We start from the raw sequence: 22382 nt of genomic DNA on the forward strand, positions 1-22382 counted from the left end.
GGTTTCGAACTACGCTTCCGAGGGCGCTTCCGCGCGGTCGCGGATCAGTTCGCGGATCGCCTCGGGATCGTCGACATCGGCGAGCTCCGCACAGGAGACGATGGCGGTGCCGTCGACGGATTCTCGGTTCTCCTCTTCCTCCGTGAAGTACACCGACCGGGTGTGAGCCACCTCGCCGATGGAGGACATGATCCGCGCGCGCTTCTTCGCGGCCGGCGTGAACGCCGAGTGGCCGGTGAGCAGCCGCGTCACGGGGTCGTCCTCGTCCTCCGAGACGGCCTTGAACGGCGCGCGCGCGGTCGGGTGGACGGTGAAGCCCGCGCTGGTGAGCACGTGGACGACGTGTTCGTCGTCCGGGTCGGCGTCCGGCGCGGAGGGGGTCGGGTCCGCGTCGCGGACGTCGTCGGCGCCCTCCAGTACGTCCACGGGGCTGGAGAACGGCTCGTCGAACAGCTCCTCGAGCTGGACTGCGACCTCGATCGAGGCGTTCATCCCGTCCTCGTACTTCGAGACGGTCCGCCGGGAGACGCCGAGCTCGGTCGCGAGCCGGCCGAGCGACCAGCCGCGCTCCTCGCGCTCGTCGGCCAACAGATCGCCGTCGAGGCTGACGTAGAGCCCGCCGGGAGCCGCGTAGATGAGCGGCGGCATCCCCTCGATGAACAGCTCGTAGGCGGTGTCCGGGTTGATCACCGGAACGCCGTGTCTGAAGTAGACGACGCCGGGCTTCAGCTCCTCGTCGCGGGTCCGGATCCCGATCACCATCGGCGTCGCCTCCAGGTACTCGCCGAGCCGTCGCATCTCCGCGCCGGTCGCCGCGTCGAGCGCGTCCACGTTGCCGAGGATCTTGAGGAGCAACAGGTCCTCGTCGCGCCGGGTGGCCACGTCGAAGCTCTTGGGCCGGACCGCACACCGATCGCTGACGAGGAACCCCGCGTCCTCCAGCATCGCGGTGACGTTCTCGATCAGCGCAGTCCGGGACATACCCGAGATAAGCGTCTCGGGGCATATATACGTTGTGTCGGCGGGATCCGGCGATACCCCCGCCACCTTGCGTTTTTCGCGGATCGATCGGACGACACGATTATATAGGTGGTCTCGACGCGTCGGACGGCGCTGGCGGGCGACCGTCTCGGGACGCCGGGCGGTCGAAATCGGCTCGACCGTCGAAGGGTCGAAACCGCCTTGTCCGCCGGCGCGAAACCTCGGCCATGCCGATCGTCGCCGTCGACGACACCGACTCGCGGGACCGCGGCATGTGTACGACGTACGTCGGGGTCCGACTCGGAGAGCGGCTCGAGGCGGCCGGGGGGCGGGTGTCACGGCGGCTGCTCGTGCGACTGAATCCGGCGGTGAAACACAAGACGCGCGGAAACGCCGCGGTCGCCCTCCACGTCGAGGGCGTCGACGTCGACGAGTCGTTCCGGCTCGCCGGAGAGACCGTTCGGGAGTTCGCGGCCGCCGAGGACCCGCGGACCTCGCCGGGCGTCGTGGTCGCCGACGCTGCCGTCACGGCCGCCGCCGACACGGGGCTCGTCGACGGCGTGGACGACCTCGCGGAGCGGATCCCCGACGACGTCGGGTCGTTCGCCCGCCGGGCGCTTCGCGAGCACCTGGAACTCGACGAGGCCGTCGCGCTCGCGGACCGACACGGGTTCCGCCACGCCGGGTTCGGCACCGGCGGCGCGGGGGGAGACGAGACGCCGGGTCGCGGGCGGATCGGCGCGCTCGCCGCGGTCGGCGCGCCCGCTTCCCACGACGAGTGGACGTTCGAGCGGATCTCCTACCGCGACCTCGACCGGTGCGGAACGCCCCGTGGGGTCGACGCCGAGAGCGTCTTCGCCGCCGCCGACGAGGAATACCCGACCGTGTGGGACACCGTGGACCGCGGCACCGGCGAGGTCGTCTGCGTCCCGAACGCGCCGGGGCCGATCCTCCACGGCATCCGCGGGGACGACCCGGACGCGTGCCGGCGGGTCGCCGACGCGATCGCGAGCGAGCCGGTCGAGCGCGCCGCGACGTTCCTGACGAACCAGGGCACCGACGCCCACCTCGCGGACGGAACCCTCGACGACCTCCGCGACGCCGCGGGCTATCGCGTGACGGGCGTCGTCGCGGACGATCCGGAGACGAAACGCGGGGGACGCGTCCACGTCGCGGTCGCCGCGGCCCCCGATGCCAGCCCGAAACTGCGAGCGGTCGCGTTCGCGCCGACCGGGAGGTTTCGCGACCGCGTGCGCGCGCTCCGTCCGGGCGATCGCGTGACGCTGTGTGGCGAACACGAGATCCGCGAGGGCGAACCGGGGCCGAAAGGGACCCTGAAACTCGAGAAGTTCGCGGTCCGCGACCTCGTGCGCACGGAGCGGACCACCCCGACCTGTCCGGAGTGCGGGCGGCGGATGTCGTCGGCGGGGCGGGACCAGGGCTACCGTTGTCGCGACTGCGACACCGCCGCGCCCGGAACGGTCGAGGCGGCGGTCGATCGAGACCTCGAGCCGGGGTGGTACGAGGTCCCGCCGAGCGCCCGCAGACACGTGGCGAAGCCGCTCGTTCGCGGCGGGTTCGACGCGCCGGTCCACCCGGAGCGGTAGGGCGGTCGCGACCGGCGGTCCCGTCCCATCGACGGTCCCCGCCCCGCCGCCGCTCGGTCGCGTTAATCGGGAGAGGAGTTAAGTCGCGCCGCCACGCCCGCCTCGATATGTCCGGGATCGTCTTCTACGCGACGGAGAACCGCGACGCGGTCGTCGAGTTCTACCGCGAACGGCTGGAGATGGAGACCTGGCTTGAACAGCCGGACTGTACGATACTCCGCCACGAGAACCTCCTCGTCGGCTTCTGCGACCGGGATCGGACCGACGACTGCGGGATCGTGACGGTCGTGTATCCGGATCGCGCGGGAGTCGACGAGGCCCACGACCGCCTCGGTGACGCCGCGGAGGAGGAGCCACACGAGAACGAGACGTACGACATCTACCAGTTCTTCGCCGCCGACCCCGACGGCCGGACCGTCGAGTGTCAGGCGTTCCTCGACGACGTGGAGCTGCCCTGAATGGCTGGAGACCCCGGAGACTCAGTCGAGGTCGTGTTCCTCGCGCCACGCGGCGGCCCGCTCCTCGGCCGCGTCGCGCTCGTCGAAGACGATCCGATCGTACGCGCGGTCGTCGACCGCCTGCTCCATCACGTCGAGGCGCACGACGAACCGGCCGTCGCCGCGCTCGCGGAGCCGGACCGTGGCGTACCCGTCCGAGCGTTCCCACTCCGTGACCGTCGCGTCCTCCCGCCCGAGAGACCAGCCCATGCGGGAGAGTAGGATCGAGCGTCGGGTAAAACGCGGCGGTTCCGCTCTTCAGGCGTCGATCCCGTGCTCGCGGGCGGTCTCTCCCGTCTCGGGTCCGGCCGTGTACGAACACTCGGGACACACCGCGTAGCCGAGGGCGTCGTACGGCACCGACGTCGACGGCACGGTGGTCGCACAGTCGGGACAGCGGAACGTCGAGGGGTCGGTCTCGCCGAAGTCGAACGGCGTGGAGTGATCGGTCGCCATGATCGACCACACGGCGGATACCCCGATAGTTACGACCCGCTTGATGCGGCGGTAATCACACCCTGATTTATATACCCATCCCGGCCGGAGCGCCCGTATGACCGACGACGCGTACGCAACCCGCCGCGAGCGGGCGGGAGCACGGCTCCGGGCGATCGGGGCCGACGCGCTGATCTGTTTCCCGAGCCGGAACCTCCAGTACCTCACCGGGTTCGCCGCGGAGCCGGCCGAGCGACACTTCCTGCTCGTCGTCCCCGCCGAGGGAGAGCCGGGCCTGCTCGTCCCGGCGCTGTACGGGACCCAGGTTCGCGAGGAGACGGGCGTCCCCGACGTGCGGACCTGGGCGGACGGGGACGACCCACGGGTCGCGATCCGGGAGCTCCTCGAGGCGCGCGGTCTCCGCGGAGGGCGGCTCCTCGTCGACGACACGATGTGGGCGCGGTTCACCCAGGACCTCCGGGCGGTCGCGCCGGACGCGGAGTGGGGGCTCGCGAGCGAGGCGCTCGCCGCCCTCCGGGTCCGCAAGGACGAGACGGAGCTCGCCGCGTTGCGGGCGGCGGCCGCGGCCGCGGACGCGACCGTCGAGGACCTCCGGGAACTCGGAGCCGACGCGGTCGGGACGACCGAGCGCGACCTCGCCGGATGGATCGCCGACCGGCTGGCCGCCCACGGCGGCGAGGGGACCTCCTTCGAGACCATCGTGGGCGCGGGCGAGAACGGCGCGAAGCCGCACCACGGCCACGGCGACCGCGAGATCCGCGCCGGCGACCCGGTCGTCCTCGACTTCGGGACGCGGGTCGACGGCTACCCGTCGGACCAGACGCGAACGCTCGTGTTCGACGGCGATCCGCCGACGGAGTACGAGGCGGTCCACGAGGTCGTGAGAGAGGCGCAGGCGGCCGCGGTCGACGCCGTCGAGCCGGGCGCGACCGCGGCGGCGGTCGACCGGGCCGCCCGAGACGCGATCGAGGGGGCGGGGTACGGCGACGCGTTCGTCCACCGGACCGGCCACGGGGTCGGGCTCGACGTCCACGAGGAGCCGTATATCGTGGCGGGCAACGACCGGGAGTTGGAGCCGGGGATGGTCTTCTCCGTCGAGCCGGGGATCTACCTCGAGGGGCGGTTCGGCTGTCGGATCGAGGACCTCGTCGTCGTCACGGACGACGGCGCGGAGCGGTTGAACGTGACCGACCGTGGGTGGCGGTGAGAAACGGGTGGGCGCGGCGAAAGCGGTCGTACCGAAGACGGTTCGTACCGAAACCGTTACCACCGACCGAGCGGAACCGCGACGCATGAGCGACACCGACGAGGAGGACACGGAGGCCGAAGAGGACGCCGAGCCCGCCGTCGAACTCGGCGACGGTCCCGACGTCGCGGGCGAGCCGATCGCCCGCGTCGCCTCCCGGCTCACGTGGCCCGCGACCCGAAGCGACGTGCGCGCCCAGGAGGGCGACGCCACCGTCCGAACCCCCGAGGGGGCGGCGAGCCTGGACGAGGTCCTCGAGGAGTCGGCGGTCCCCCTCTACGAGAGCCGGGGCGAGTTCGTCGGGGCGGTCGAGGACGTGGTCGGGAGCGGCCCGGTCGCAACCGAGTGACCGCTCTCACGAAACGCCTCGCCGCGCCGAGATTGACCGACACGCAACACCCTTTTGTCCGTACCGGACGCACCGCTTCCCATGACGCTCCCGTTCGATCCGGACGACCTGGACGGCGACGACTTCGGCGAGAAGCGTGCGACCCTCGAGATGGACCACGAGGCCGCGATCGAGCGCGTCCGCGAGGTGTGTGCGGACGCGGGGTTCGGCTTCCCCGTCGAGTTCTCCGCCTCGGAGATGCTGAACGAGAAGGTCGACGCCGACCGCGACCCGTACTACGTCCTCGGCGCGTGTAACCCCGCCGTGGCCGACCGCGCGCTCGACGCCACCGACGGCCGGATCGGCTCGCTGTTCCCGTGTAACATGGTCATCGAGCAGGTCGAACCGGGCACGCAGGTCGTCCATCACGTCTCGATCATGAAGATCGCGCGGCTGCTCGGCCTCCCGAGCGATGACGCGGAGATGGACGCGATAATCGAGGACACCGGCGAGATGGTCGGCGAGGTCTTCGAGCGGCTCGAGGAGTAACCGACCCCGAGACTCACTCCTCGTCGTCGAGGCGGTCGCGGAGCCGTTCGACCTCCGCCTCCAGCTCCGCGATCCGTTCGTCGCGGTCCGAGCGGCCGCGGAACAGCAGAACCGCCGCAGCCGCGACGGCCACGACGGGAACGCCCAGAAGCAGCAACACCAGCAGAATGATCAGGAGCTCCGGGCCGCCAGGGACGCCGAACTGCGCGAGGAGGGCTGTGAGCATGTCGACATCCTCGCCCGGACGGAGCAAAAACCCTCGGGACGGCGTTCGGTCGCCCGTCCGGGGTCGTCATCCGTTTCGGGCCGTCAGCCGTCGCGACCGGCGAAGTCGGCGAGGTTCGCCTGGAGCCCCGCCGCCATCGTCGACTTCCGGCGGAGGCGGCCGAGCGAGATCGGGAGGTGGTCGGCGACGCCCCGGACCGCCTCGCCGAACGTCTCGGCGGTCCCGCGTTCGCCCTCGAAGGCGTTCCGGACGGCCTCGCGCACCTGCCAGACGCCGACGGGGCCCCAGTAGTCGTCGGAGACGTGCCGGCAGACGAGGACCTTCGCCTGTCGCCCGCGCTCGTTGAGGTGTTCTAAGACGCCGAGGCGGGCGGCGTAGTACGCGCCCGCGGTCTCCTCGACGTAGCCCGTCCGCCCCTCGCGGCCCTCGCTCGCGGCCGCGAGGTAGATCCCGGCGTCGGGGTCGGGGTTCCAGATCGAGCCGGGGGCTTTCAGCTCGACGAGCTCGTACTCCCAGTTGCCGGGGACGAGGACGACCCAGAAGGCGTTGCCGAGGTACTCGTTGCGGTGGACCTCGATCCGGTCGATCGAGGGAGCGTCGCGGATCGACCCGCGGAGGAACTTCCCGACCGTGTCGTCGACGGCGGTGATCGACCAGCGCGTCGGCACGAGCCGGCGGTTCCGCCCGCGCCCGAGCGCGCCCGCGGAGAGGATCGTGTTGATCTCGTACACGTCGAACCCGCGGCGGTAGAGGTACGTCATCGCGCCCTCCGCGCGCCAGTCGTCGTCCTCCAGCGTCTTCTTCACCGGCCGCGGGACGTGCGGGTTCTCGTCGAGCGCCGCCTCCCGCGCCGCCGCCCGCGGGCCGGTGGGCGTCTTCACGTCCTCGAGACCCACCTCGAAGTCGAGGTCGGGGGTGCCGTCGAGGCCGATCTCGACGTCGACCGGGCGGTCCGCGATCGCGACCTCGCGTTGGACGCCGAGCCAGCCGTCCCACGCGTCGTGGACGGTGTCGTTCCCACCCGTTCCCGCGTCGGTCACGTCGACGCCGCGGTTGGCGTTGAGCAGGCTGGTCCGACGCTCGAAGACGTCCGCGATCGAGACGCCCTCGTCGTACCACGCGCCGGAGGTCCGGAAGCTGTCGGCACGCTCCTCGCGGCCGACCGGCGAGAGCAGCCCGGTCGAGACGTTGGGGTAGTCGGAGCGGCCGACGAAGATCGACGGGGAGACGCTGCCGACGACGGCGTCGTCGGACACCTCCGCGTCGAACCGCCGCTCGAAGGAGTCGAGGTGGTCGATGATCCCGTAGTCCTTCTCGCGGGCGAGCCGCCGGCGCTCGGCGCGCTCGTTCGCCTCGAACTCGAGGTACTCGTCGAGCCGCATTCGTCCGCCGTTGGGCGCGGGCGGGCTTCAACGTTGCTTCGCTCACGCTCACTGAGTCACGATTCGCGAGGATCCGCAGTCGGCGCGCCTGCGAGCGCCCGGCAGGGCGCGAGCAGACCGCGAGGGAGCCCGCGGCCGCCGGCGGCGGCCGCGGCGAGGCTGGGGAGGCGTGAGGTGCGGGGCTGTGCGGGACTGGGGCTTTGGCGGCGTTCATCGCGGAAGCAACGATCGATAGCCGATCGGCTGGGGCTTTGGAGACGGTCACCGCGCCGACAACGACCGAAAACCGATCGACCGGGGAGTGGAAAGTTCTCACCGCATCGACAACGACCTACGCGTGGATCCCCATCGCTTCGATCTGCTCCTGATAGCGGTTTCGGATGGTGACCTCGGTGACCTGGGCGACGTCGGCGACCTCGCGCTGGGTCTTCTTCTCGTTACACAGAAGCGAGGCGGCGTAGATGGCGGCGGCGGCGTAGCCGGTCGGCGATTTCCCCGAGAGCAGCCCCTGCTCGGCGGTGGTCTCGATGATCTCGTTGGCCTTCGACTGGACCTCCTCGCTGAGCCCCAGCTCCGAGGAGAAGCGCGGGACGTACTTCTGGGGATCGACGGGGCGCATCTCCAACCCGAGCTCCTGAGAGATGTAGCGGTAGGTCCGGCCGATCTCCTTGCGGTCGACCCGCGAGACGTCGGAGATCTCCTCGAGCGAGCGAGGGATCCCCTCCTTGCGGCAGGCGGCGTAGAGCGCGGCGGTGGAGACGCCCTCGATCGACCGCCCGCGGATGAGGTCCTCGTTGAGCGCGCGGCGGTAGATGACGGAGGCCACCTCGCGCACCGATCGGGGCACGCCGAGCGCCGAGGCCATGCGGTCGATCTCCGAGAGCGCGAACTGGAGGTTCCGCTCGCCCGCGTCCTTCGTCCGGATCCGCTCTTGCCACTTCCGTAGCCGATGCATCTGCGAGCGCTTCTTCGAGGAGATGGAGCGCCCGTACGCGTCCTTGTCCTTCCAGTCGATCGTCGTCGTCAATCCCTTGTCGTGCATCGTCTTCGTCGTCGGCGCGCCGACGCGGGACTTCGACTGCCGCTCGGAGTGGTTGAACGCCCGCCACTCCGGACCGGGGTCGATCTGCTCCTCCTCGATGATGATCCCGGTCTCCTCGTGTATCAGTTCGCCGTCGGCCGTCCGGGTCAGCTCCGCCGGGTCGAGGTCGTCGGGGTCCAGCTCGGCGGGATCCACCTCCTCGACGTCCACCTCGTCGGTCTCGGATCCCTCCGCGCCCTCGTCCCGCACGCGCTGCCGGTCGTGATCCCGTTGCCGGGTGGGCCGTGTCATCGCATTTATATACTACGCCGACCGACTGACTTAAAAGTTCGTGAGCGATCGGATCCGGGGGACGGCGCGGCGATGACGTGACGGCGCCACGGCGACGCCATCGTGGCCACACGAGACGGCATCGTGGCGGTGCGGCGACGGCACGCCGCCGGGGACCCGTGGACGGACAACGCTTTGGGCCGCCGGCACCGACCCCCGAGGAATGCCGACGATCGAGTGTGACCCGGCCGACGCGCGGGCCCGCCTGGAGGACGCCGGCGTCCGGGTCGCGGACGGGAACACCGCCCACGAGCGGTGGCGCGCGGAGCGGGACGGAGCGGTCGCCGTCGCCTACGACGACAAGGTGGTCGTCCAGGGGAACGACCCTGCTCGATTGACGAACCTCCTCTCGGCGGGCGGCGGGCGCGCGCACGTCTACTTCGACGGCGCGTCCAGGGGGAATCCCGGTCCCGGCGCGGTCGGCTGGTGTCTCGTCACTGCCGACGGCGTCGTCGCCGAGGGGAGCGAGCGGATCGGTCGCGTCACCAACAACCAGGCGGAGTACGCCGCGCTGATCCGCGCGCTGGAGGCGGCCGACGAGTATGGCTTCGACGAGATCGACGTCCGGGGCGACTCCGAGCTGATCGTGAGACAGGTTCGCGGCGAGTGGAACGCGAACGATCCGGAACTGCGCGAGCGGCGGGTCCGGGCCCGCGAGCTGTTGGACCGGTTCGATCGGTGGTCGCTCGCGCACGTTCCGCGGGAGATAAACGCGCGCGCCGACGATCTGGCGAACGAGGCACTCGATGACGCGAACTGACGACGAGCCACCGGAGTGGGCGAGAGAACGGGCGCGGGAGCTGATGGCGGCCGAAGACGACGCGGACGGAGCCGATCCGGACGACGACCGGACCGACCGGGACGACGGAGCAGAACGGGTTCCGGACGTCCCGGCGGAGGTCGTCGAGGAGGCCGAACGCCTCACGCGGCTCGCGCGGGAGGCGATCGACCCCGCGGCCGCGGAGGGGTACCGCGACCGTCGGGACGAGCTGGTGACCGAGCACGAGTACACCCCGCGGCTCCGCGAGGAGGACGACACGCTCGTGTTGTACCCCGAGGAGTGGATGGAGTCGGGGACGGTCCGATTGGATCGGATCGAGGACACCGACCGGGCGGTGGAGGTGTCGCTCTCGGGTCCCGGCGACGCGGATCGCTACCGCGAGGTCGCCGCCTACAACGACGCGGTCGTCGAGGCCGTCGCCGAGCGAGCGAACGACGTCCACGCCGAGACCGCCGAGTCGTTCGCGGCGTTCATGAGCAACCACTACGTGCGCGGGGTCGACGACGCGACCCCGGAGATGCGCGCGGAGTTCCGCGAGGAGTTCTTCCCGCGGAACGGCTGGCCGACCGACGAACAGCGGGCGGCTCTCGAGGAGTCACTCGAGACCATCGACCGCGTCGCCGCCGAACTCGACGAGCCGGAACGGTAGCGGCGTCGCGCTCGGCGCATGAGCCGCGCGACCGAGGCCGCGGCTCGCCGGATCGAATCAGTTCGACCTCTCGGGGAGGGGGCCTACTCCTCGATGAGCGCCCGTACCTCTGCCGCGCGGGCCTCGTCGGTGACGAAGCGGTCGAGAACCCACTCGAGCTGACCAAGAACGACGTCGTGCCCGGCGTCGGTGAGCGCGTACTGGTTCGTGCGCTTGTCGAGCTCGCTCTTCTCGATGAAGCCGTCCTCGACGAGATCGTCGAGGTTCGGGTAGAGCCGACCGTGGTTCACTTCCGAACCGTAGTACGCCTCGAGCTCACGTTTGACGGCGAGCCCGTACATCGGCTCCTCGGCGAGGATCGTCAGGATGTTCTGTTGGAACGCGGTCAGGTCGTGTGCGGTCGTCGATGCTCCAGAAACCGATCGTGCCTCTGACATGCCGGATAGGAAGGTTCCCTAACTTATAACCTTTCTCAACGTTCATCGGATTTAGGACCTCTCAACGGCATCGATCCCGACGAACGGGCGTTTCGGGCGATCGATCCGACATTTCTGGGCGATGACCCGATGAGGAGCGAGAAACGATCCGTCGGGCTCAGCGGCGTATACATCTACTGTAGACAACGAAACCGGTTATACGGTGACGGATCCACGATCGACGATCGTCCCGGACGGGTCCGGATCGGCCCTGATCGCCCCGAGTCATCCTGAGAGAATATCTGACGCCTCCCGAGCGAATATGACTGGCGTCCCAGGTCGGTTCCCTCGGTACACCCGTGGACGGGAACGCCGGCTTCGCTGACGCGGTCGGTACTCGTCCGGTGACGCTCATCGAGGCGGACGTGTGGTCGGCTTGGACCGTCCCGAAAGGATTTTCCACGCGTTCGTCGCAGTGTTCGACACATGGTAAACCTCTGGGAGGACCTCGAGACGGGACCGGACGCCCCCGACGAGATCTACGCGATCGTGGAGTGCCTCAAGGGCGAGCGCAACAAGTACGAGTACGACAAGGACGTTCCGGGCGTCGTCTTGGATCGGGTGCTCCACTCGAACGTCCACTACCCGTACGACTACGGCTTCATCCCGCAGTCGTACTACGACGACGAGGACCCCTTCGACGTGATGGTGCTCGTCGAGGACCAAACGTTCCCCGGCTGCGTGATCGAGGCCCGTCCCGTCGCGTTGATGAAGATGGACGACGACGGCGAGCAGGACGACAAGGTGATCGCGGTGCCGACCAAGGACCCGAGATTCGACCACGTTCAGGACCTCGAGGACATCCCTCAACAGATCCGCGACGAGATAGACGAGTTCTTCTCGACGTACAAGAACCTGGAGGAAGGAAAGGAGGTCGAGACGCTGGGGTGGGAGGACAGCTCGGCGGCGAAAGACGCCATCGAGCACGCTCAAGACCTCTACGACGAGGAGTTTGCGGCCTGACGGCTCGAGATCCGAATCTCGGGGACGGAGCGTCCGGAACGGGCCCTGGACGCCGACCCGAACCCCGACGGCGTGATAACCGGTGGGTATGGTGCCCCGCTCTCCGATGTGTTATGCGCATGGGTAATTTTTAGGGAAACGAGCCGGTAGTATCGGGTAGAACCATGACGGCCACCCCCTCGTCGTTCGGCATCGATCATCCGACGGTCGTGCCGGTCAACTTCGATCCGGAGCGGCGCGACGAGACGGACGATCGCGAGTCGAGCGCCACCGGCGAGACCGATCGCTGATACCCTCCGGCGAACGGGCCAGGGAGACTGTCTTCGATCACTCCCGAGTCGCTGACGACTCCTGAACCACCGCAGAGAGCGGAACGGCTTGCTCCGTGAGCGTTTCGAATCGCTCGTCGACCCACTGGACGACCGTCTCGTCCGTGGATTCGAACACGCAGCGCGGGTTGTTGTGCTCGTCGTAGGCGACCACGCAGGCGACGTCGTCGTATCGGAAGAGCCCGTACTCGATGGGGTCGGAAGAGACGGACACCGTCGTGTTCCCGTCGGACAGGGCTCGATCGGTCGCGGGTCCGAACTCCGCGAGCGACGTCTCCAACACCTCCCGATCGATGATCAACTCGATCTCCGCGCCCGCGTCGAGCGCGGCCCCGGCCGCCTCGTTGTACTGGCTCGTGACGATCGGCGAAACGGCCCTAACGTCGGATCCGCGCCACGTCCGGATCAGTTCCACGACCCGGTCGAGCGCGGCAAGCGGGTCGCGGTCGGTCGCCGCGGTGAGATCGCCCGTTTCGAGCCCGGCGGCGGGGAAGTCCGCGCCCGCTCGCTCCAGATCGGCCGCGAATCGCCCGTACCGGTCGGCGCGGTCGATCTCGGAGAGCAGGTCCTCGTAGGCGCCGTGGACGCGCTCGCCCGTCGGCGTCACGTGGTAGGCACCGTCGCGTTTGACGACCCACCGCCGCTCGCGGAATCCCGCCAGGATGCGCTGGACGGTGGTCCTGGTCGCGTCGACCGCGTCGGTCAGGGCGGCCGGACGCCGCGGTTTCCGGTCGAGCGCCCGGAGGATCGCGATCCGTACCGTCGATCCGGCGAGGTACTGCGCGTCATCGTGCCCGCTATCGGACGCCATCGTCTTCGTGGACGTATGGCCACCCGCGTCATAACCGTGTCGTCGGGACGGACCCGTCGCCGTCGCGATCCGAACCGCGACTCCGGCGGGAAGGCCTCGGGCGGCCGGGGCTCCGCAGGAGCGGTCCGACCTATTTGTTTCAACTAATATTCAATTCAAACATCCGGAACGTACCACTTCGCATAAGACTAGAACTTAATCTCACGCGCATTCTGGTGTAATATGCCCGAAAGTGTTGCGGCATACCTGGCAGAGCACCCGAAGATGACCGGCGTCCTGTTCACCGCCATGCTGCTGTTGACGCAGGCGGCCCCCGCAGCGGCGAACGTGGCACAGGCCAACCCCGGCCCGTAAGCGGAGAGACGGCTCAAAGCGGAAGCAGTTCGTCGCTCCAGTGGAGTTCACCGTCGTAGAACACGGGGACCGTTTCGAGCTGAAGCAGACTGGTTAGTTGCTCGGAGTCGATCCCCTCTATTCTCGCGTCGGTCGGAACGGCATAGTTATCCGAAACGTCCTCGATCGTCGGGCTGTACATCGTACCCACCCCGTACGGCCCGTTCGGGTACGCCGACATCGTGAAGTCCAACGCGGAGCCGTTCGACTCGATGTCGATGACGGCCGCGATCCCGCTCCGGCTCTGGCAGATCGTGGTCGCGCCGTCGCCGACGACGATGTACTGGTGGCCGGTGAGCAGCTCCCGTTTCGCGACGTGGAGGGCGGTCCGGAGGTTGAATCCGCTGTTCATCAGCCGGGCGACGATCCGGCCGAGCTTCGTCGCCGGGGAGTTCGCGACGTCGCTGAGCGTGACGATCCCGCCGCGGCTCCCGCGGTGGATCAGCGCCTCACCCTGCTCGTATGACTGACAGGCGTTGAGGAGGAACGCGCTGACGCTGACTCGGAGGTCCTCCTGGGTGAGATCCAGGTAGTCGTCGGTACACTGCATCCCTCGGTCGTCGACGTGGCCGATGTAGTGGAGGAAGTCCACGTCCGAGGCGAGCGCCTCCCGCATCTCCGCGCGGGAGAGGTCGTGGCGCACCTCGATGTCGAACTGGACCATGTCGCGGAGCCCGTAGAGGTCCGAGACCTTCCCCTCCTCGCGCATCTGCTCGTCGTTACAGACGACGAGCACCGAGATGCGCGACTGCTCGACGCTCCCCGTCTCCAGCCGCCGGCGGTAGGCGTCGAGCGTCGCCTTGTTGGCGTCGAGGGGGACCCCGTCGCCGACCCAGGCGTGCTCGACCGTCTCGACCGGCTCGGGCCGAACGAAGTCGGCGGACCCGAGCGCGGCTCCGGGCTCGCTCGGGGCGTCCGTTCCGCGGGGGTCCGCGCCGCGAGGATCGGAGACGCCTGGGGCGTCCGCGGTTCCGGCGGCCGCCCCGTCGACGCCCGTCCCGCCGCGGACGAGCGTCCCCGGCTCCGGCTCCGGCGCGCGGAGGAACCCGATCCCGCCGCCGGGGCCGGTGTCGGCCGGCGTGGCCGTCTCCGGCGACCGGACGATCGAGAGCTCCCCGGCCACGAAGGGGAGCGACTCGACGTTTCCCGGATCCGGCCGTACGTCGGTGGTGAGCGTCCACTGCGGAAGCTCCGGTTCGACCCGTTCGAACGGCACCTCGAGGTACGTCCCGAGCCGCTCGGCGAGCGGGGCCTGATAGAGCGCGGCCCAGTCGAGGTCGGCCGCCGTCGTCTCCCGCTCGTACAGGTCGACCGGGTAGAACCCCTCCGTCCGGGCGATACAGTCGAAGTGGAACGACTGCCGGAGCGCCTCCGCGGCCCGCCGTTCCACGTCCGGCTCGAGCGAGTGCTCCCAGCCGTCCCCCTCGATCCGCGCGGCGGAACCCGGAACGACCTCGGCCGCGAAGTAGTACGCGAGCGGGACGACGGGGTAGAGCGCCCGGTAGGTCGGCGGGACAACGATCCGCACGCCGCTTCCGGGACGGTCGATCCGGTCGGGAACGCGGAGCTCCTCGCCCGGTTCGATGAGGGGCGGGTGCCCGCGAAGCGTCGGAAACGAGCGCTCCGGGCTCGTCGTCTGGAGCGCCGACCCCAGAAGCGAGACCGCTCGCATCAGCGACTCGGGTTCCGTCGGCGTCGTGATCGTTCCCGCCGGGCGCTGGTGGAGCGACCGGAACCCGAGCGTCACGTCCGTCGACCCCTGGAGGTCGATCCGAGTGGTTCGATCCGTCGTCGTGACCGTGAAGCCGGACTCGAAGTACAGATACAGCTTCGTCGGTGCGGGGTTGACCCCGAGGTGGTACTCCTCGGCCGGCATCTCGAGGTCGTCCCCGCGGGCGAGAAGGGTCCCGTCGCTGGATCGAGTCTCGACCACCGCGATCCGCGGGACCTCGATCGAGCCGGTCTCGACGGTCACGCTCGCGTCGACCGGGAAGTAGTGGTTCTCGACCGCGGAGGGGCGTGGATCGACCTGCCGATCGGTGTAGAGTTCGAACTGGGTGTTCTCGATGTGGTCCGTGACCGTGAGACCGGGCGCGTCACACAGCGGGTCGATGTCGATGCTCATGCGGGGGAAACCGCGGTCGGCCGTCGAGACGGCGCTGGCTACGGGCCGTTCGACGGAAGCGAGTGTAAACCTTGTGTCGCATCGTCCGACGGGTTCGACCGCGCGATGTCCCGTCGAATTCCCTGCCGTCGACCGCTTCCGGCGGGCGGAAACCGCCGCCGACCGAACGGATAAAGGGGTCGCCGACCCACGTCCGCGTAATGATCACGCTGGGTACGGCGCGAGCGTCCCCTGGCGAGACGGACACCGGCCGTCTCGAGGTGGGCGAGACGCGGGACGGGAGCCCGGTCCGGCTTCCCGTCGCCGTCATCAACGGATCGGCGGAGGGGAAGACCCTCTACGTACAGGCGGTGAGCGACGGCGACGAACTCAACGGATTGGGGGTGGTGAACCGCTTCGTTCCCCGCGTCGATCCGGCGGAGCTGTCGGGCGCGATCCTCGTCGTCGGGGTCGTCAACTACTTCGCGTTCCAGGTGGCCGAACACCGGAACCCGATCGACGATCGGAAGATGAACCGCGGTTATCCCGGCGACGCGGACGGCACGACGAGCGAGCGGATCGCCCACGCCACCTTCGAGGAGGCGCAACGCGCCGACCTGATCGTCGACCTCCACCAGGGGTCGACGAGCCGCATGATAAACGAGACGCGGGTCCGGTGCGGGATCAGACACCACCTCCACGGGGACTGTCTCGAGCTCGCGAAGGTGTTCGGCTGTGGGCACGTCCTCGACATCAAGGGCCCCGACGGCCAGCTCGCGCGCGCCGGCCCCGACCAGGGGATCCCGACGATAGACCCCGAACTCGGCGGCTGCGTCGGGTGGGACGAGGAGTCGATCCGGTACGGCGTCGACGGCGTGTTCAACGTGCTCCGGCACTACGGCTTCCTCGACGGGGACGTCGAGATCGAACCGCAGGTCAGAGCCAGGGGATTCGACCAGTACGGCTCGCCGGCCGGCGGGCTCGTCCGGTTCGAGGCCGAACTCGGCGATCGGGTGTCGGCGGGCGAGGCGCTCTTCGAGGTGACCGACACGTTCGGCGAGCGGAAGGGGCGCGTGACCGCCGACGCGGACGGCGTGTTCTGGCGGACCCGGCGGCTCCCGCAGGTCGCCGCCGGCGAGTACGTCTGTTCGGTCGGCACCAACGTCGACCGGTACTGATGGCGGGTCCGAACACATCGGCCGACGGCCCACGACGGCTCGCGTGTCCCGACTGCGGGGCGACGTTCGCCGATCGCTGGCGCTGTACCTGTGGGAACCCCCTCGAGTTCGCGGCGCCGCCGGTTCCGGACCGCGGCCTTCCGGTTCCGGAACGGATGCCGCCGGATCCCGACGCGTTCGACGCGCGGTCCGGTCTGTGGGCCTTCGATGCGTTCCTCGCGGTCGGCAGCGATCCGGCCGACCGCGTGACTCTCGGAGAGGGATCGACGCCGCTCGTCGACGCGGACGGGGCGGCGGGCGACGCGTCCGACGACCCCTGGAACGCCGAGTTCAAACTCGAGTACGTCTTCCCGACGGGATCGTTCAAGGACCGCGGCGCGACGACGACGCTCACGCGCGCCCGCGAACTCGACGTCGACCGCGTCGTCGAGGACTCCTCGGGCAACGCCGGGGCCGCGATCGCGACGTACGCCGCTCGCGCGGGGATCGACGCCGAGGTGTACGTCCCCGCCGACGTGAAGGAGGCGAAGCTCCGGGCGATCCGCCGGGCCGGCGCGACGCCGGTCCGGGTGGAGGGGTCGCGGGCGGACGTGACGGACGCGTGCGTCGCGGCCGTCGAGGGCGGGGGCGACCCCGACGGCTCCGGAACCGACCCCGCCTGGTACGCGAGCCATGCCTGGAACCCCGCCTTCTTCGAGGGGACCGCCACCGTCGCCTACGAGATCGCCCGCCAGCGCGACTGGGACGCCCCCGACGCGGTCGTGACCCCGCTCGGCCACGGCACCCTCTTTCTCGGCGCGTACCGCGGATTCAGCCGGCTCCTGGAGGCCGGGTGGATAGACGAGATGCCGCGGCTCTACGGCGCGCAGGCGGCGGGGACCGCGCCGATCGTCCGGGAGCTTCACGGCCCCGGAGCGGCCGATCCCGACGGGAAACGCAACGAGGCCGCGGACGGGATCCGGATCGCGGAGCCGGTTCGGCGCGAGGAGATCCTCGAGGCGATCCGGGAGACCGGCGGCGACGCGGTCGCGGTCACCGGGGCGGCCGGCGAGCGAGAGCTCGACCGGCTCCACGCCGCCGGCTTCTACACCGAGCCGACGTGCGCGGTCGCGCCGGCCGCCCTTCGCGACCTCCGCGCCCGCGGGGCCGTCGACGACGACGAGGACGTCGTCGTCCCCCTGACCGGGAGCGGGCTGAAGGGCTGACCCGGAGCGGGACGCTCACGCCACCGACACCCCTTTTCGCCGGCGGGCCGTTCGGTCGCGCATGGAGGTCCTCGTCCACGGCGCTGGCGCGCTGGGCAGCCTCGTCGGCGGGCTGTTGGCGCCCGCGCACGACGTGACGCTCGTCGGGCGGAACCCGCACATGCGGCGGGTCCGAGAGGAGGGGCTACGGATCGAGGGCGCGGTCGAGGCGCGCGTCCGGCCGCGAGCGGTGACCGACGGCCGGCACCGTTCGGCGGACCTCGCGCTCGTGACGACGAAGGCGTACGACACCGACGCGGCGGCGCGGGCGCTCGCGACCGGCGAGTACGGCGCGGTCTGTTCGCTCCAGAACGGGCTCACGGAGGAGCGACTCGTCGCGGCGCTCGAGCCACCCGTCCTCGCGGGAACGGCGAGCTACGGCGCGCGCCTCCTCGGCCCCGGCCGCGTGCGGTGTACCGGCGTCGGCAAGGTCGCCGTCGGGGCGCTCGCCGGAGGAGAGAGCCCGCTCGCCGACCGGGTCGCGCGGGCGTTCGACGACGCCGGGATCGAGGTGGGCGCCGCCGCGGACATGCCCCGGCGGCGGTACGAGAAGCTCGCGGTCAACGCCGGTATCAACGGCCCCTCGGCGCTCGCACGGGTCACGAACGGCGAGGTGCTCGAGGGACCCGCGCGGGGGATCGCCCGCGAGGCGGCGCGCGAGGTCGGCCGAGTCGCGGCGGCTGCGGGAGCGGATCTGACGCCAGACGAGGCGAGCGACGCGCTCGAGCGCGTCGCCCGCGACACGGCCCCGAACCGCTCGTCGATGTGCGAGGACGTCGCGGCCGGCCGGCGGACCGAGGTCGAGGCGATCTACGGGGCCGTCCTCGAGCGCGCCGACGAGCGGGGCGTCGCGGTTCCGACGTGCCGGACGCTCGGGTCGGTTATTCGGGCGTGGGAGGCGGGGCGGGAGCTCCGCGAGAAGTGAACGGACGAGCCGTCGGAAGGGAGCGCGTCGTCGCCGTCAGCACCACTCCTCGAGGACGGTCGCGTTCTGCTCGTCGACGGAGAGCCACGCGTTCTCGCGGGAGACGTCGGCGATCACGAGTTCCGGTCGCGACGACGAGGAATCGATCGACGCCATCACGTCGGTCGAGGAGGGGGCCGTCGCCTCCGCGTCCGTCGGCAGCGCGGTCCGCCGACGGTCGGGGTCCGGGTCGTCCCAGGGAGTGGAACTCCGTGACATGATTGTGATTAGTTCACAGACAGTTAAAAGGGTTGCGAACCGGCAGGTGAGATTCGCCGGAAAACGCGAGGATTCGTGCCGGGATCGACGACGCAGTCGACCGATCGCCGTCGATCCGTCGGGGCGGGCGGGCGAGAGGGGGGACGGGCGTGGTATGACGTGGCGTGACGCGGATCGCCGGCGGGGCTCGGCGGCCGCCGAACGGCGACGTCCCGGCGGGAGGCGGTGCGTCGCCGTCGATCCGGGCTGCGGCCGCCCTTCGGGGGATACAAGAGGAGCGACGCTGAAAGACGGGGCATGAACGTAGCAGACGCCATGACGCCGCGGGCGGACCTCGTCGTCGTCGAGATCCCCGGCAGCCGGAACGACGTGTTGGAGTACCTCCAGGAGTACGGTTTCTCCTCGGTCCCCGTCGTCAAGGACGTCGACGGCGAGGAGGTGTACCGCGGGCTCGTCTCCCGCGACGACCTCATCGACCAGCCGGACGAGGACCAGCTCGCGCTGTTGATGCGCGAGGTGCCGGCGACGAGCGCGGAGGCGACGATCGAGGCGGCGGCCGAGACGATGGTCGCCGAGCGCTCCCGCCGGCTGCCGGTCGTCGACGGCGACGAGCTGGTCGGGATACTGACCGTCACCGACGTGGTACGGGCGATCGCCCGCGGCGAGGTCGAGGGCGACCGCGCGGTCCGCGAGCTCGCCACCCGCGAGGTCAACGCCACCCACGTGGAGACGCCGCTGCCGGTCGCGGAACGCGAGATCGGCCTCGCGGGCGTCCCGTACGCGGTCGTCCTCGACGACGACGCGGAGATGGCGGGGATCCTCACCGAGGTCGACGTGCTCGAGGTTGCGCGCGTCGTCGAGGGCGAGGCGAGCACGGGCGACTCGATCGCCGAGCAGGACTCCGAGTGGTCCTGGGAGGGGATCAAGGCGACCGGCGCGCGCTACCTCCCGACCCGGAACGTCGAGATCCCGGCGGGCGCGACGCGGCACTTCATGACGAACGAGGTCGTCACCGTCAGCGGCACGCGGACCGCGAGGGAGGTCGCGAAGGAGCTGATCTCCAACGACGTCGAGCAGGTCCCGCTCGTCAACGGGACGGAGCTGTCCGGCGTCGTCCGGGACATCGACCTGTTGGAGGGTATCTGATGGCCGGCGCGGACCTCGTCGAGCTCGCGAAGCGTCGCGGGTTCTTTTTCGGCGCGAACGGCGCGTACGGCGGCACCGCGGGATTCTACACGTTCGGCCCGCAGGGCGCGGCGCTCAAACGCAACCTCGAGGACGCCTGGCGCGACCGGTTCACGCTCCGGGAGGGGAACCGCGAGATCGAGGCTCCGACCGTGATGCCCGAGGCGGTCTTCGAGGCGTCGGGCCACCTCGAGGGGTTCGACGACATGCTCGTCGAGTGCGGCGAGTGCGGCGAGTCCCACCGCGCGGACCACCTCGTCGAGGACGCGACCGATATCGAGGACGCCGAGGCCCTGTCGGGCGAGGAGGTGGAGGGTCTGATCCGCGATCACGACGTCGCCTGCCCCTCCTGTGGCTCGCCGCTCGCGGGGCGCGACGTCGAGGACTTCAACCTCATGTTCGCGACCGCGATCGGGCCGGGCGACGGCCAGCCCGGCTACCTCCGCCCGGAGACCGCCCAGGGGATCTTCGTCGAGTTCCCCCGGCTGAAGGAGTACGCCCGCGGCAGCCTCCCCTTCGGGATCACCCAGATCGGCCCCGCCTACCGCAACGAGATCTCGCCTCGGGGCGGCCTCCTGCGTCTGCGGGAGTTCACGCAGGCGGAGCTGGAGCAGTTCATCGATCCCGAGGCGGACGAGCCCCCCCTCGAACGGGTCGCGGACGTCGAGGTTCGGCTGTACCCCGCCGCGGAACAGGAGACGGCCGACGACGACTACCTCGACACCACGGTCGGCGAGGCCGTTTCGGAGGGAACCATCGGATCGCCGTGGGTCGGCTACTATCTCGGGGTCGCCCAGGAGTGGTACGAGCGGGTCGGCGTCGACATGGACCGGTTCCGCTTCCGGCAACACCTCGCGGGCGAGCGCGCCCACTACGCCGCCGACTGCTGGGACGCTGAGAGCGAGGTCGACGGCGACTGGATCGAGATCGCCGGCTTCGCCTACCGCGGCGACTACGACCTCTCGAAACACGACGAGTACGGCGACGACTCCTTCACCGTCTTCAAACGCTACGACGAGCCGAGAACGGTCGAGCGCGCGACCGTCGACCCCGACATGTCGGTGCTGGGTCCCGAGTTCGGCGGCGACGCCGCCGCGGTCGCGGAGGCGCTCGAGACGCTCGCCGGCCGCGATCCCGACGCCTTCGGGGGCGACACCGTGACCGTCGAGATCGGCGACGGTGGCGAGGACGGTAGCGGCGGCGGGACCCGCGAGGTCGAGGTCGACGCGGACGTGGCGAACTTCTCGGTCGAGGAGGTCACCGAGAACGGCGAACACGTCACGCCGCACGTCGTCGAGCCCTCCTTCGGCGTCGGTCGGACGGTCCAGACGCTTCTAGCGCACGCCTACGAGACCGACGAGGTCGACGGCGAGGAGCGGACGTACCTCTCTCTGGTCCCCGAGATCGCCCCGCGGGACGCCGCCGTCTTCCCGCTCGTGACGAACGACGACCGGCTCACCGCCCTCGCCGACCGCGTCGCCGCCGACCTCCGTGCGGCGGGGCTCGCGGTCGCGTACGACGACTCCGGCTCGATCGGACGGCGATACCGCCGACAGGACGAGGTCGGTACCCCGTTCTGTGTCACCGTCGACCGCGACGGCGTCGAGGGTGACGGTCCGGAGACCGTTACGGTCCGCGAGCGCGACTCGGCGGCCCAGATCCGGGTTCCGGTCGGGGATCTGGCCGACGAGCTGGCGGCGCTCCGGTCCGGCGGGGCGTTCGCGGATCTCCTCGACCGGTACGAGGCCGTCGAGACGGCCGTCGAGACGACAGAGAACTGACCGTGACGCTCCCGGCGGCGGCGTGGCGCGATCGCGTGGAGTTCGAGCGGCGGCTGGTCCACGCGAGCGGCACCCTCTACCCCGTCCCCTACCTGCTCGGGTGGATCTCGTGGACGGAGACCGCCGCGCTGCTCGTCGCCAGCGTCGTCGTCGTCGCGATCCTGGAGTTCCTCCGGATCGTCGTCGGACTCGACCACGCGGTGTACCGCGCGTTGACCCGCGAGTACGAGGCGGAGGCGGTCGGCGGCTACGCGCTCTACCAGGTCAGCACCGCCGCGGTCGCGCTCGTCGCGACCACGCCGGTCGCGACGCCGACGCTCGCGGTTCCGACGATGTGGATGCTCTCCGTCGGCGACCCGATAAGCGGCGCGCTCGGCGAGAACGGCCCGCGGGAGCCGAAGCGTCCCCTCGTGTGGGCCGTGATGTTCGCCGTCTGTCTCGCGGTGACGCTCCCGTTCACGGTGCCCGCGTTCGGCCCGACGGTCGGGGTCGCCGTCGCCGTCGCGGGCGCGGTGCCCGCCACGGTCGCCGACGGCATCCCGCCGATCGTCTACGGGGTCGTCCTCGACGACAACCTCACGATCCCGCCCGCCGCGCTCGCCGGGATGGCGGTCGCCGCGGCGGTACTGGGCTGATCGGGGTCGGTCCGCTCCGACGGCTC

General features: G+C 70.3%; 26 protein-coding genes. 16 read left to right on the forward strand and 10 right to left on the reverse strand.

The features are described from left to right. Positions 1 to 9: 9 nt before the first annotated feature. Positions 10 to 981, reverse strand: a complete 972-nt coding sequence (locus tag NO889_RS11715) for a transcriptional regulator (RefSeq protein ID WP_256412431.1) — start codon at positions 979 to 981, stop codon at positions 10 to 12. A gap of 227 nt (positions 982 to 1208) precedes the next feature. Between NO889_RS11715 and NO889_RS11720 the strand changes: the two genes are divergently transcribed. Both NO889_RS11720 and NO889_RS11725 read left to right on the forward strand, forming a co-directional pair. Further along, positions 1209 to 2588: a tRNA(Ile)(2)-agmatinylcytidine synthase gene (locus tag NO889_RS11720; RefSeq protein ID WP_256412432.1), complete on the forward strand. Its 1380-nt coding sequence runs from the start codon at positions 1209 to 1211 to the stop codon at positions 2586 to 2588. A 107-nt stretch (positions 2589 to 2695) separates the two neighbouring features. Beyond that, on the forward strand, positions 2696 to 3046 hold the full coding sequence (locus tag NO889_RS11725) for a VOC family protein (RefSeq protein WP_256412433.1): 351 nt from the start codon (positions 2696 to 2698) through the stop codon (positions 3044 to 3046). A gap of 21 nt (positions 3047 to 3067) precedes the next feature. Here NO889_RS11725 and NO889_RS11730 read toward each other — a convergent pair whose 3' ends face one another. Beyond that, a complete protein-coding gene (locus tag NO889_RS11730; RefSeq protein WP_256412434.1) occupies positions 3068 to 3295 on the reverse strand; it encodes a DUF7543 family protein in 228 nt (75 codons plus the stop codon). Positions 3296 to 3343: 48 nt separating this feature from the next. Beyond that, positions 3344 to 3541 (reverse strand): hypothetical protein, encoded by a 198-nt coding sequence (locus NO889_RS11735; protein ID WP_256412435.1) that lies wholly within the window; start codon positions 3539 to 3541, stop codon positions 3344 to 3346. A 97-nt stretch (positions 3542 to 3638) separates the two neighbouring features. Between NO889_RS11735 and NO889_RS11740 the strand changes: the two genes are divergently transcribed. From NO889_RS11740 to NO889_RS11750, 3 genes are all read left to right on the forward strand, one after another. Further along, positions 3639 to 4748 (forward strand): M24 family metallopeptidase, encoded by a 1110-nt coding sequence (locus NO889_RS11740; protein ID WP_256412436.1) that lies wholly within the window; start codon positions 3639 to 3641, stop codon positions 4746 to 4748. An 85-nt stretch (positions 4749 to 4833) separates the two neighbouring features. Next, the gene (locus NO889_RS11745) at positions 4834 to 5136 is read left to right on the forward strand and encodes a DUF5789 family protein (RefSeq protein ID WP_256412437.1); all 303 of its coding nucleotides are present in this window, start codon (positions 4834 to 4836) and stop codon (positions 5134 to 5136) included. Between the two features lie 81 nt (positions 5137 to 5217). Continuing rightward, positions 5218 to 5664 (forward strand): DUF302 domain-containing protein, encoded by a 447-nt coding sequence (locus NO889_RS11750; RefSeq protein ID WP_256412438.1) that lies wholly within the window; start codon positions 5218 to 5220, stop codon positions 5662 to 5664. Positions 5665 to 5677: 13 nt separating this feature from the next. Here NO889_RS11750 and NO889_RS11755 read toward each other — a convergent pair whose 3' ends face one another. From NO889_RS11755 to NO889_RS11765, 3 genes are all read right to left on the reverse strand, one after another. Beyond that, the gene (locus NO889_RS11755; protein WP_256412439.1) at positions 5678 to 5890 is read right to left on the reverse strand and encodes a preprotein translocase subunit TatA; all 213 of its coding nucleotides are present in this window, start codon (positions 5888 to 5890) and stop codon (positions 5678 to 5680) included. 83 nt (positions 5891 to 5973) lie between these two features. After that, positions 5974 to 7272, reverse strand: coding sequence for a DNA repair protein NreA (gene nreA, locus NO889_RS11760; RefSeq protein ID WP_256412440.1), 1299 nt, complete (start codon positions 7270 to 7272; stop codon positions 5974 to 5976). A 331-nt stretch (positions 7273 to 7603) separates the two neighbouring features. Further along, positions 7604 to 8605 carry a transcription initiation factor IIB gene (locus NO889_RS11765; RefSeq protein ID WP_256412441.1) on the reverse strand — a complete coding sequence of 334 codons (1002 nt, stop codon included), beginning with the start codon at positions 8603 to 8605 and terminating at the stop codon, positions 7604 to 7606. A 202-nt stretch (positions 8606 to 8807) separates the two neighbouring features. On the opposite strand from NO889_RS11765, the gene rnhA reads away from it, so the two are divergent. Both rnhA and NO889_RS11775 read left to right on the forward strand, forming a co-directional pair. Further along, complete coding sequence (gene rnhA / locus NO889_RS11770; protein ID WP_256412442.1) at positions 8808 to 9404, forward strand: ribonuclease HI; 597 nt, start codon at positions 8808 to 8810, stop codon at positions 9402 to 9404. Beyond that, on the forward strand, positions 9391 to 10074 hold the full coding sequence (locus NO889_RS11775; protein WP_256412443.1) for a DUF7108 domain-containing protein: 684 nt from the start codon (positions 9391 to 9393) through the stop codon (positions 10072 to 10074). The genes rnhA and NO889_RS11775 overlap by 14 nt, the downstream gene beginning before the upstream one ends. A gap of 83 nt (positions 10075 to 10157) precedes the next feature. Here the strand turns inward: NO889_RS11775 and NO889_RS11780 are convergent, their stop codons facing one another. After that, entirely contained in the window at positions 10158 to 10511 is a 354-nt protein-coding gene (locus NO889_RS11780; RefSeq protein ID WP_256412444.1) for a PadR family transcriptional regulator, read from the reverse strand. Positions 10512 to 10976: 465 nt separating this feature from the next. Here NO889_RS11780 and NO889_RS11785 point away from each other — a divergent pair, with 465 nt between their 5' ends. Together NO889_RS11785 and NO889_RS11790 are read left to right on the forward strand one after the other, a co-directional pair. Next, positions 10977 to 11513, forward strand: coding sequence for an inorganic diphosphatase (locus NO889_RS11785; protein ID WP_256412445.1), 537 nt, complete (start codon positions 10977 to 10979; stop codon positions 11511 to 11513). 164 nt (positions 11514 to 11677) lie between these two features. Further along, positions 11678 to 11803, forward strand: a complete 126-nt coding sequence (locus tag NO889_RS11790) for a hypothetical protein (protein ID WP_256412446.1) — start codon at positions 11678 to 11680, stop codon at positions 11801 to 11803. Positions 11804 to 11840: 37 nt separating this feature from the next. Here NO889_RS11790 and NO889_RS11795 read toward each other — a convergent pair whose 3' ends face one another. After that, on the reverse strand, positions 11841 to 12653 hold the full coding sequence (locus tag NO889_RS11795) for a helix-turn-helix transcriptional regulator (protein WP_256412447.1): 813 nt from the start codon (positions 12651 to 12653) through the stop codon (positions 11841 to 11843). 222 nt (positions 12654 to 12875) lie between these two features. Here NO889_RS11795 and NO889_RS11800 point away from each other — a divergent pair, with 222 nt between their 5' ends. After that, positions 12876 to 13007, forward strand: a complete 132-nt coding sequence (locus tag NO889_RS11800; protein ID WP_256412448.1) for a DUF7503 family protein — start codon at positions 12876 to 12878, stop codon at positions 13005 to 13007. A gap of 13 nt (positions 13008 to 13020) precedes the next feature. Here NO889_RS11800 and NO889_RS11805 read toward each other — a convergent pair whose 3' ends face one another. Further along, the gene (locus tag NO889_RS11805) at positions 13021 to 15171 is read right to left on the reverse strand and encodes a caspase family protein (protein ID WP_256412449.1); all 2151 of its coding nucleotides are present in this window, start codon (positions 15169 to 15171) and stop codon (positions 13021 to 13023) included. Between the two features lie 200 nt (positions 15172 to 15371). Between NO889_RS11805 and NO889_RS11810 the strand changes: the two genes are divergently transcribed. From NO889_RS11810 to NO889_RS11820, 3 genes are all read left to right on the forward strand, one after another. After that, positions 15372 to 16328, forward strand: coding sequence for a succinylglutamate desuccinylase/aspartoacylase family protein (locus NO889_RS11810; protein ID WP_256412450.1), 957 nt, complete (start codon positions 15372 to 15374; stop codon positions 16326 to 16328). Next, entirely contained in the window at positions 16328 to 17533 is a 1206-nt protein-coding gene (locus NO889_RS11815; RefSeq protein WP_256412451.1) for a pyridoxal-phosphate dependent enzyme, read from the forward strand. The genes NO889_RS11810 and NO889_RS11815 overlap by 1 nt, the downstream gene beginning before the upstream one ends. A 61-nt stretch (positions 17534 to 17594) precedes the next feature. Then, the gene (locus NO889_RS11820; protein ID WP_256412452.1) at positions 17595 to 18497 is read left to right on the forward strand and encodes a ketopantoate reductase family protein; all 903 of its coding nucleotides are present in this window, start codon (positions 17595 to 17597) and stop codon (positions 18495 to 18497) included. Positions 18498 to 18533: 36 nt separating this feature from the next. Here the strand turns inward: NO889_RS11820 and NO889_RS11825 are convergent, their stop codons facing one another. Next, positions 18534 to 18755 (reverse strand): DUF7556 family protein, encoded by a 222-nt coding sequence (locus tag NO889_RS11825; RefSeq protein ID WP_066412146.1) that lies wholly within the window; start codon positions 18753 to 18755, stop codon positions 18534 to 18536. A gap of 297 nt (positions 18756 to 19052) precedes the next feature. Here NO889_RS11825 and NO889_RS11830 point away from each other — a divergent pair, with 297 nt between their 5' ends. The 3 genes from NO889_RS11830 to NO889_RS11840 are packed head-to-tail and all read left to right on the forward strand — an operon-like array spanning position 19053 to position 22356. Then, complete coding sequence (locus tag NO889_RS11830) at positions 19053 to 19901, forward strand: CBS domain-containing protein (RefSeq protein ID WP_256412453.1); 849 nt, start codon at positions 19053 to 19055, stop codon at positions 19899 to 19901. Continuing rightward, entirely contained in the window at positions 19901 to 21721 is a 1821-nt protein-coding gene (glyS, locus tag NO889_RS11835; RefSeq protein ID WP_256412454.1) for a glycine--tRNA ligase, read from the forward strand. Before NO889_RS11830 ends, glyS begins: the two co-directional genes overlap by 1 nt. 2 nt (positions 21722 to 21723) lie before the next feature. After that, positions 21724 to 22356: a dolichol kinase gene (locus NO889_RS11840; RefSeq protein ID WP_256412455.1), complete on the forward strand. Its 633-nt coding sequence runs from the start codon at positions 21724 to 21726 to the stop codon at positions 22354 to 22356. Positions 22357 to 22382: the final 26 nt, after the last annotated feature.

Origin of the sequence: Halorubrum rubrum (assembly GCF_024494685.1) — an archaeon.
Taxonomy (GTDB): Archaea; Halobacteriota; Halobacteria; order Halobacteriales; family Haloferacaceae; genus Halorubrum; species Halorubrum rubrum.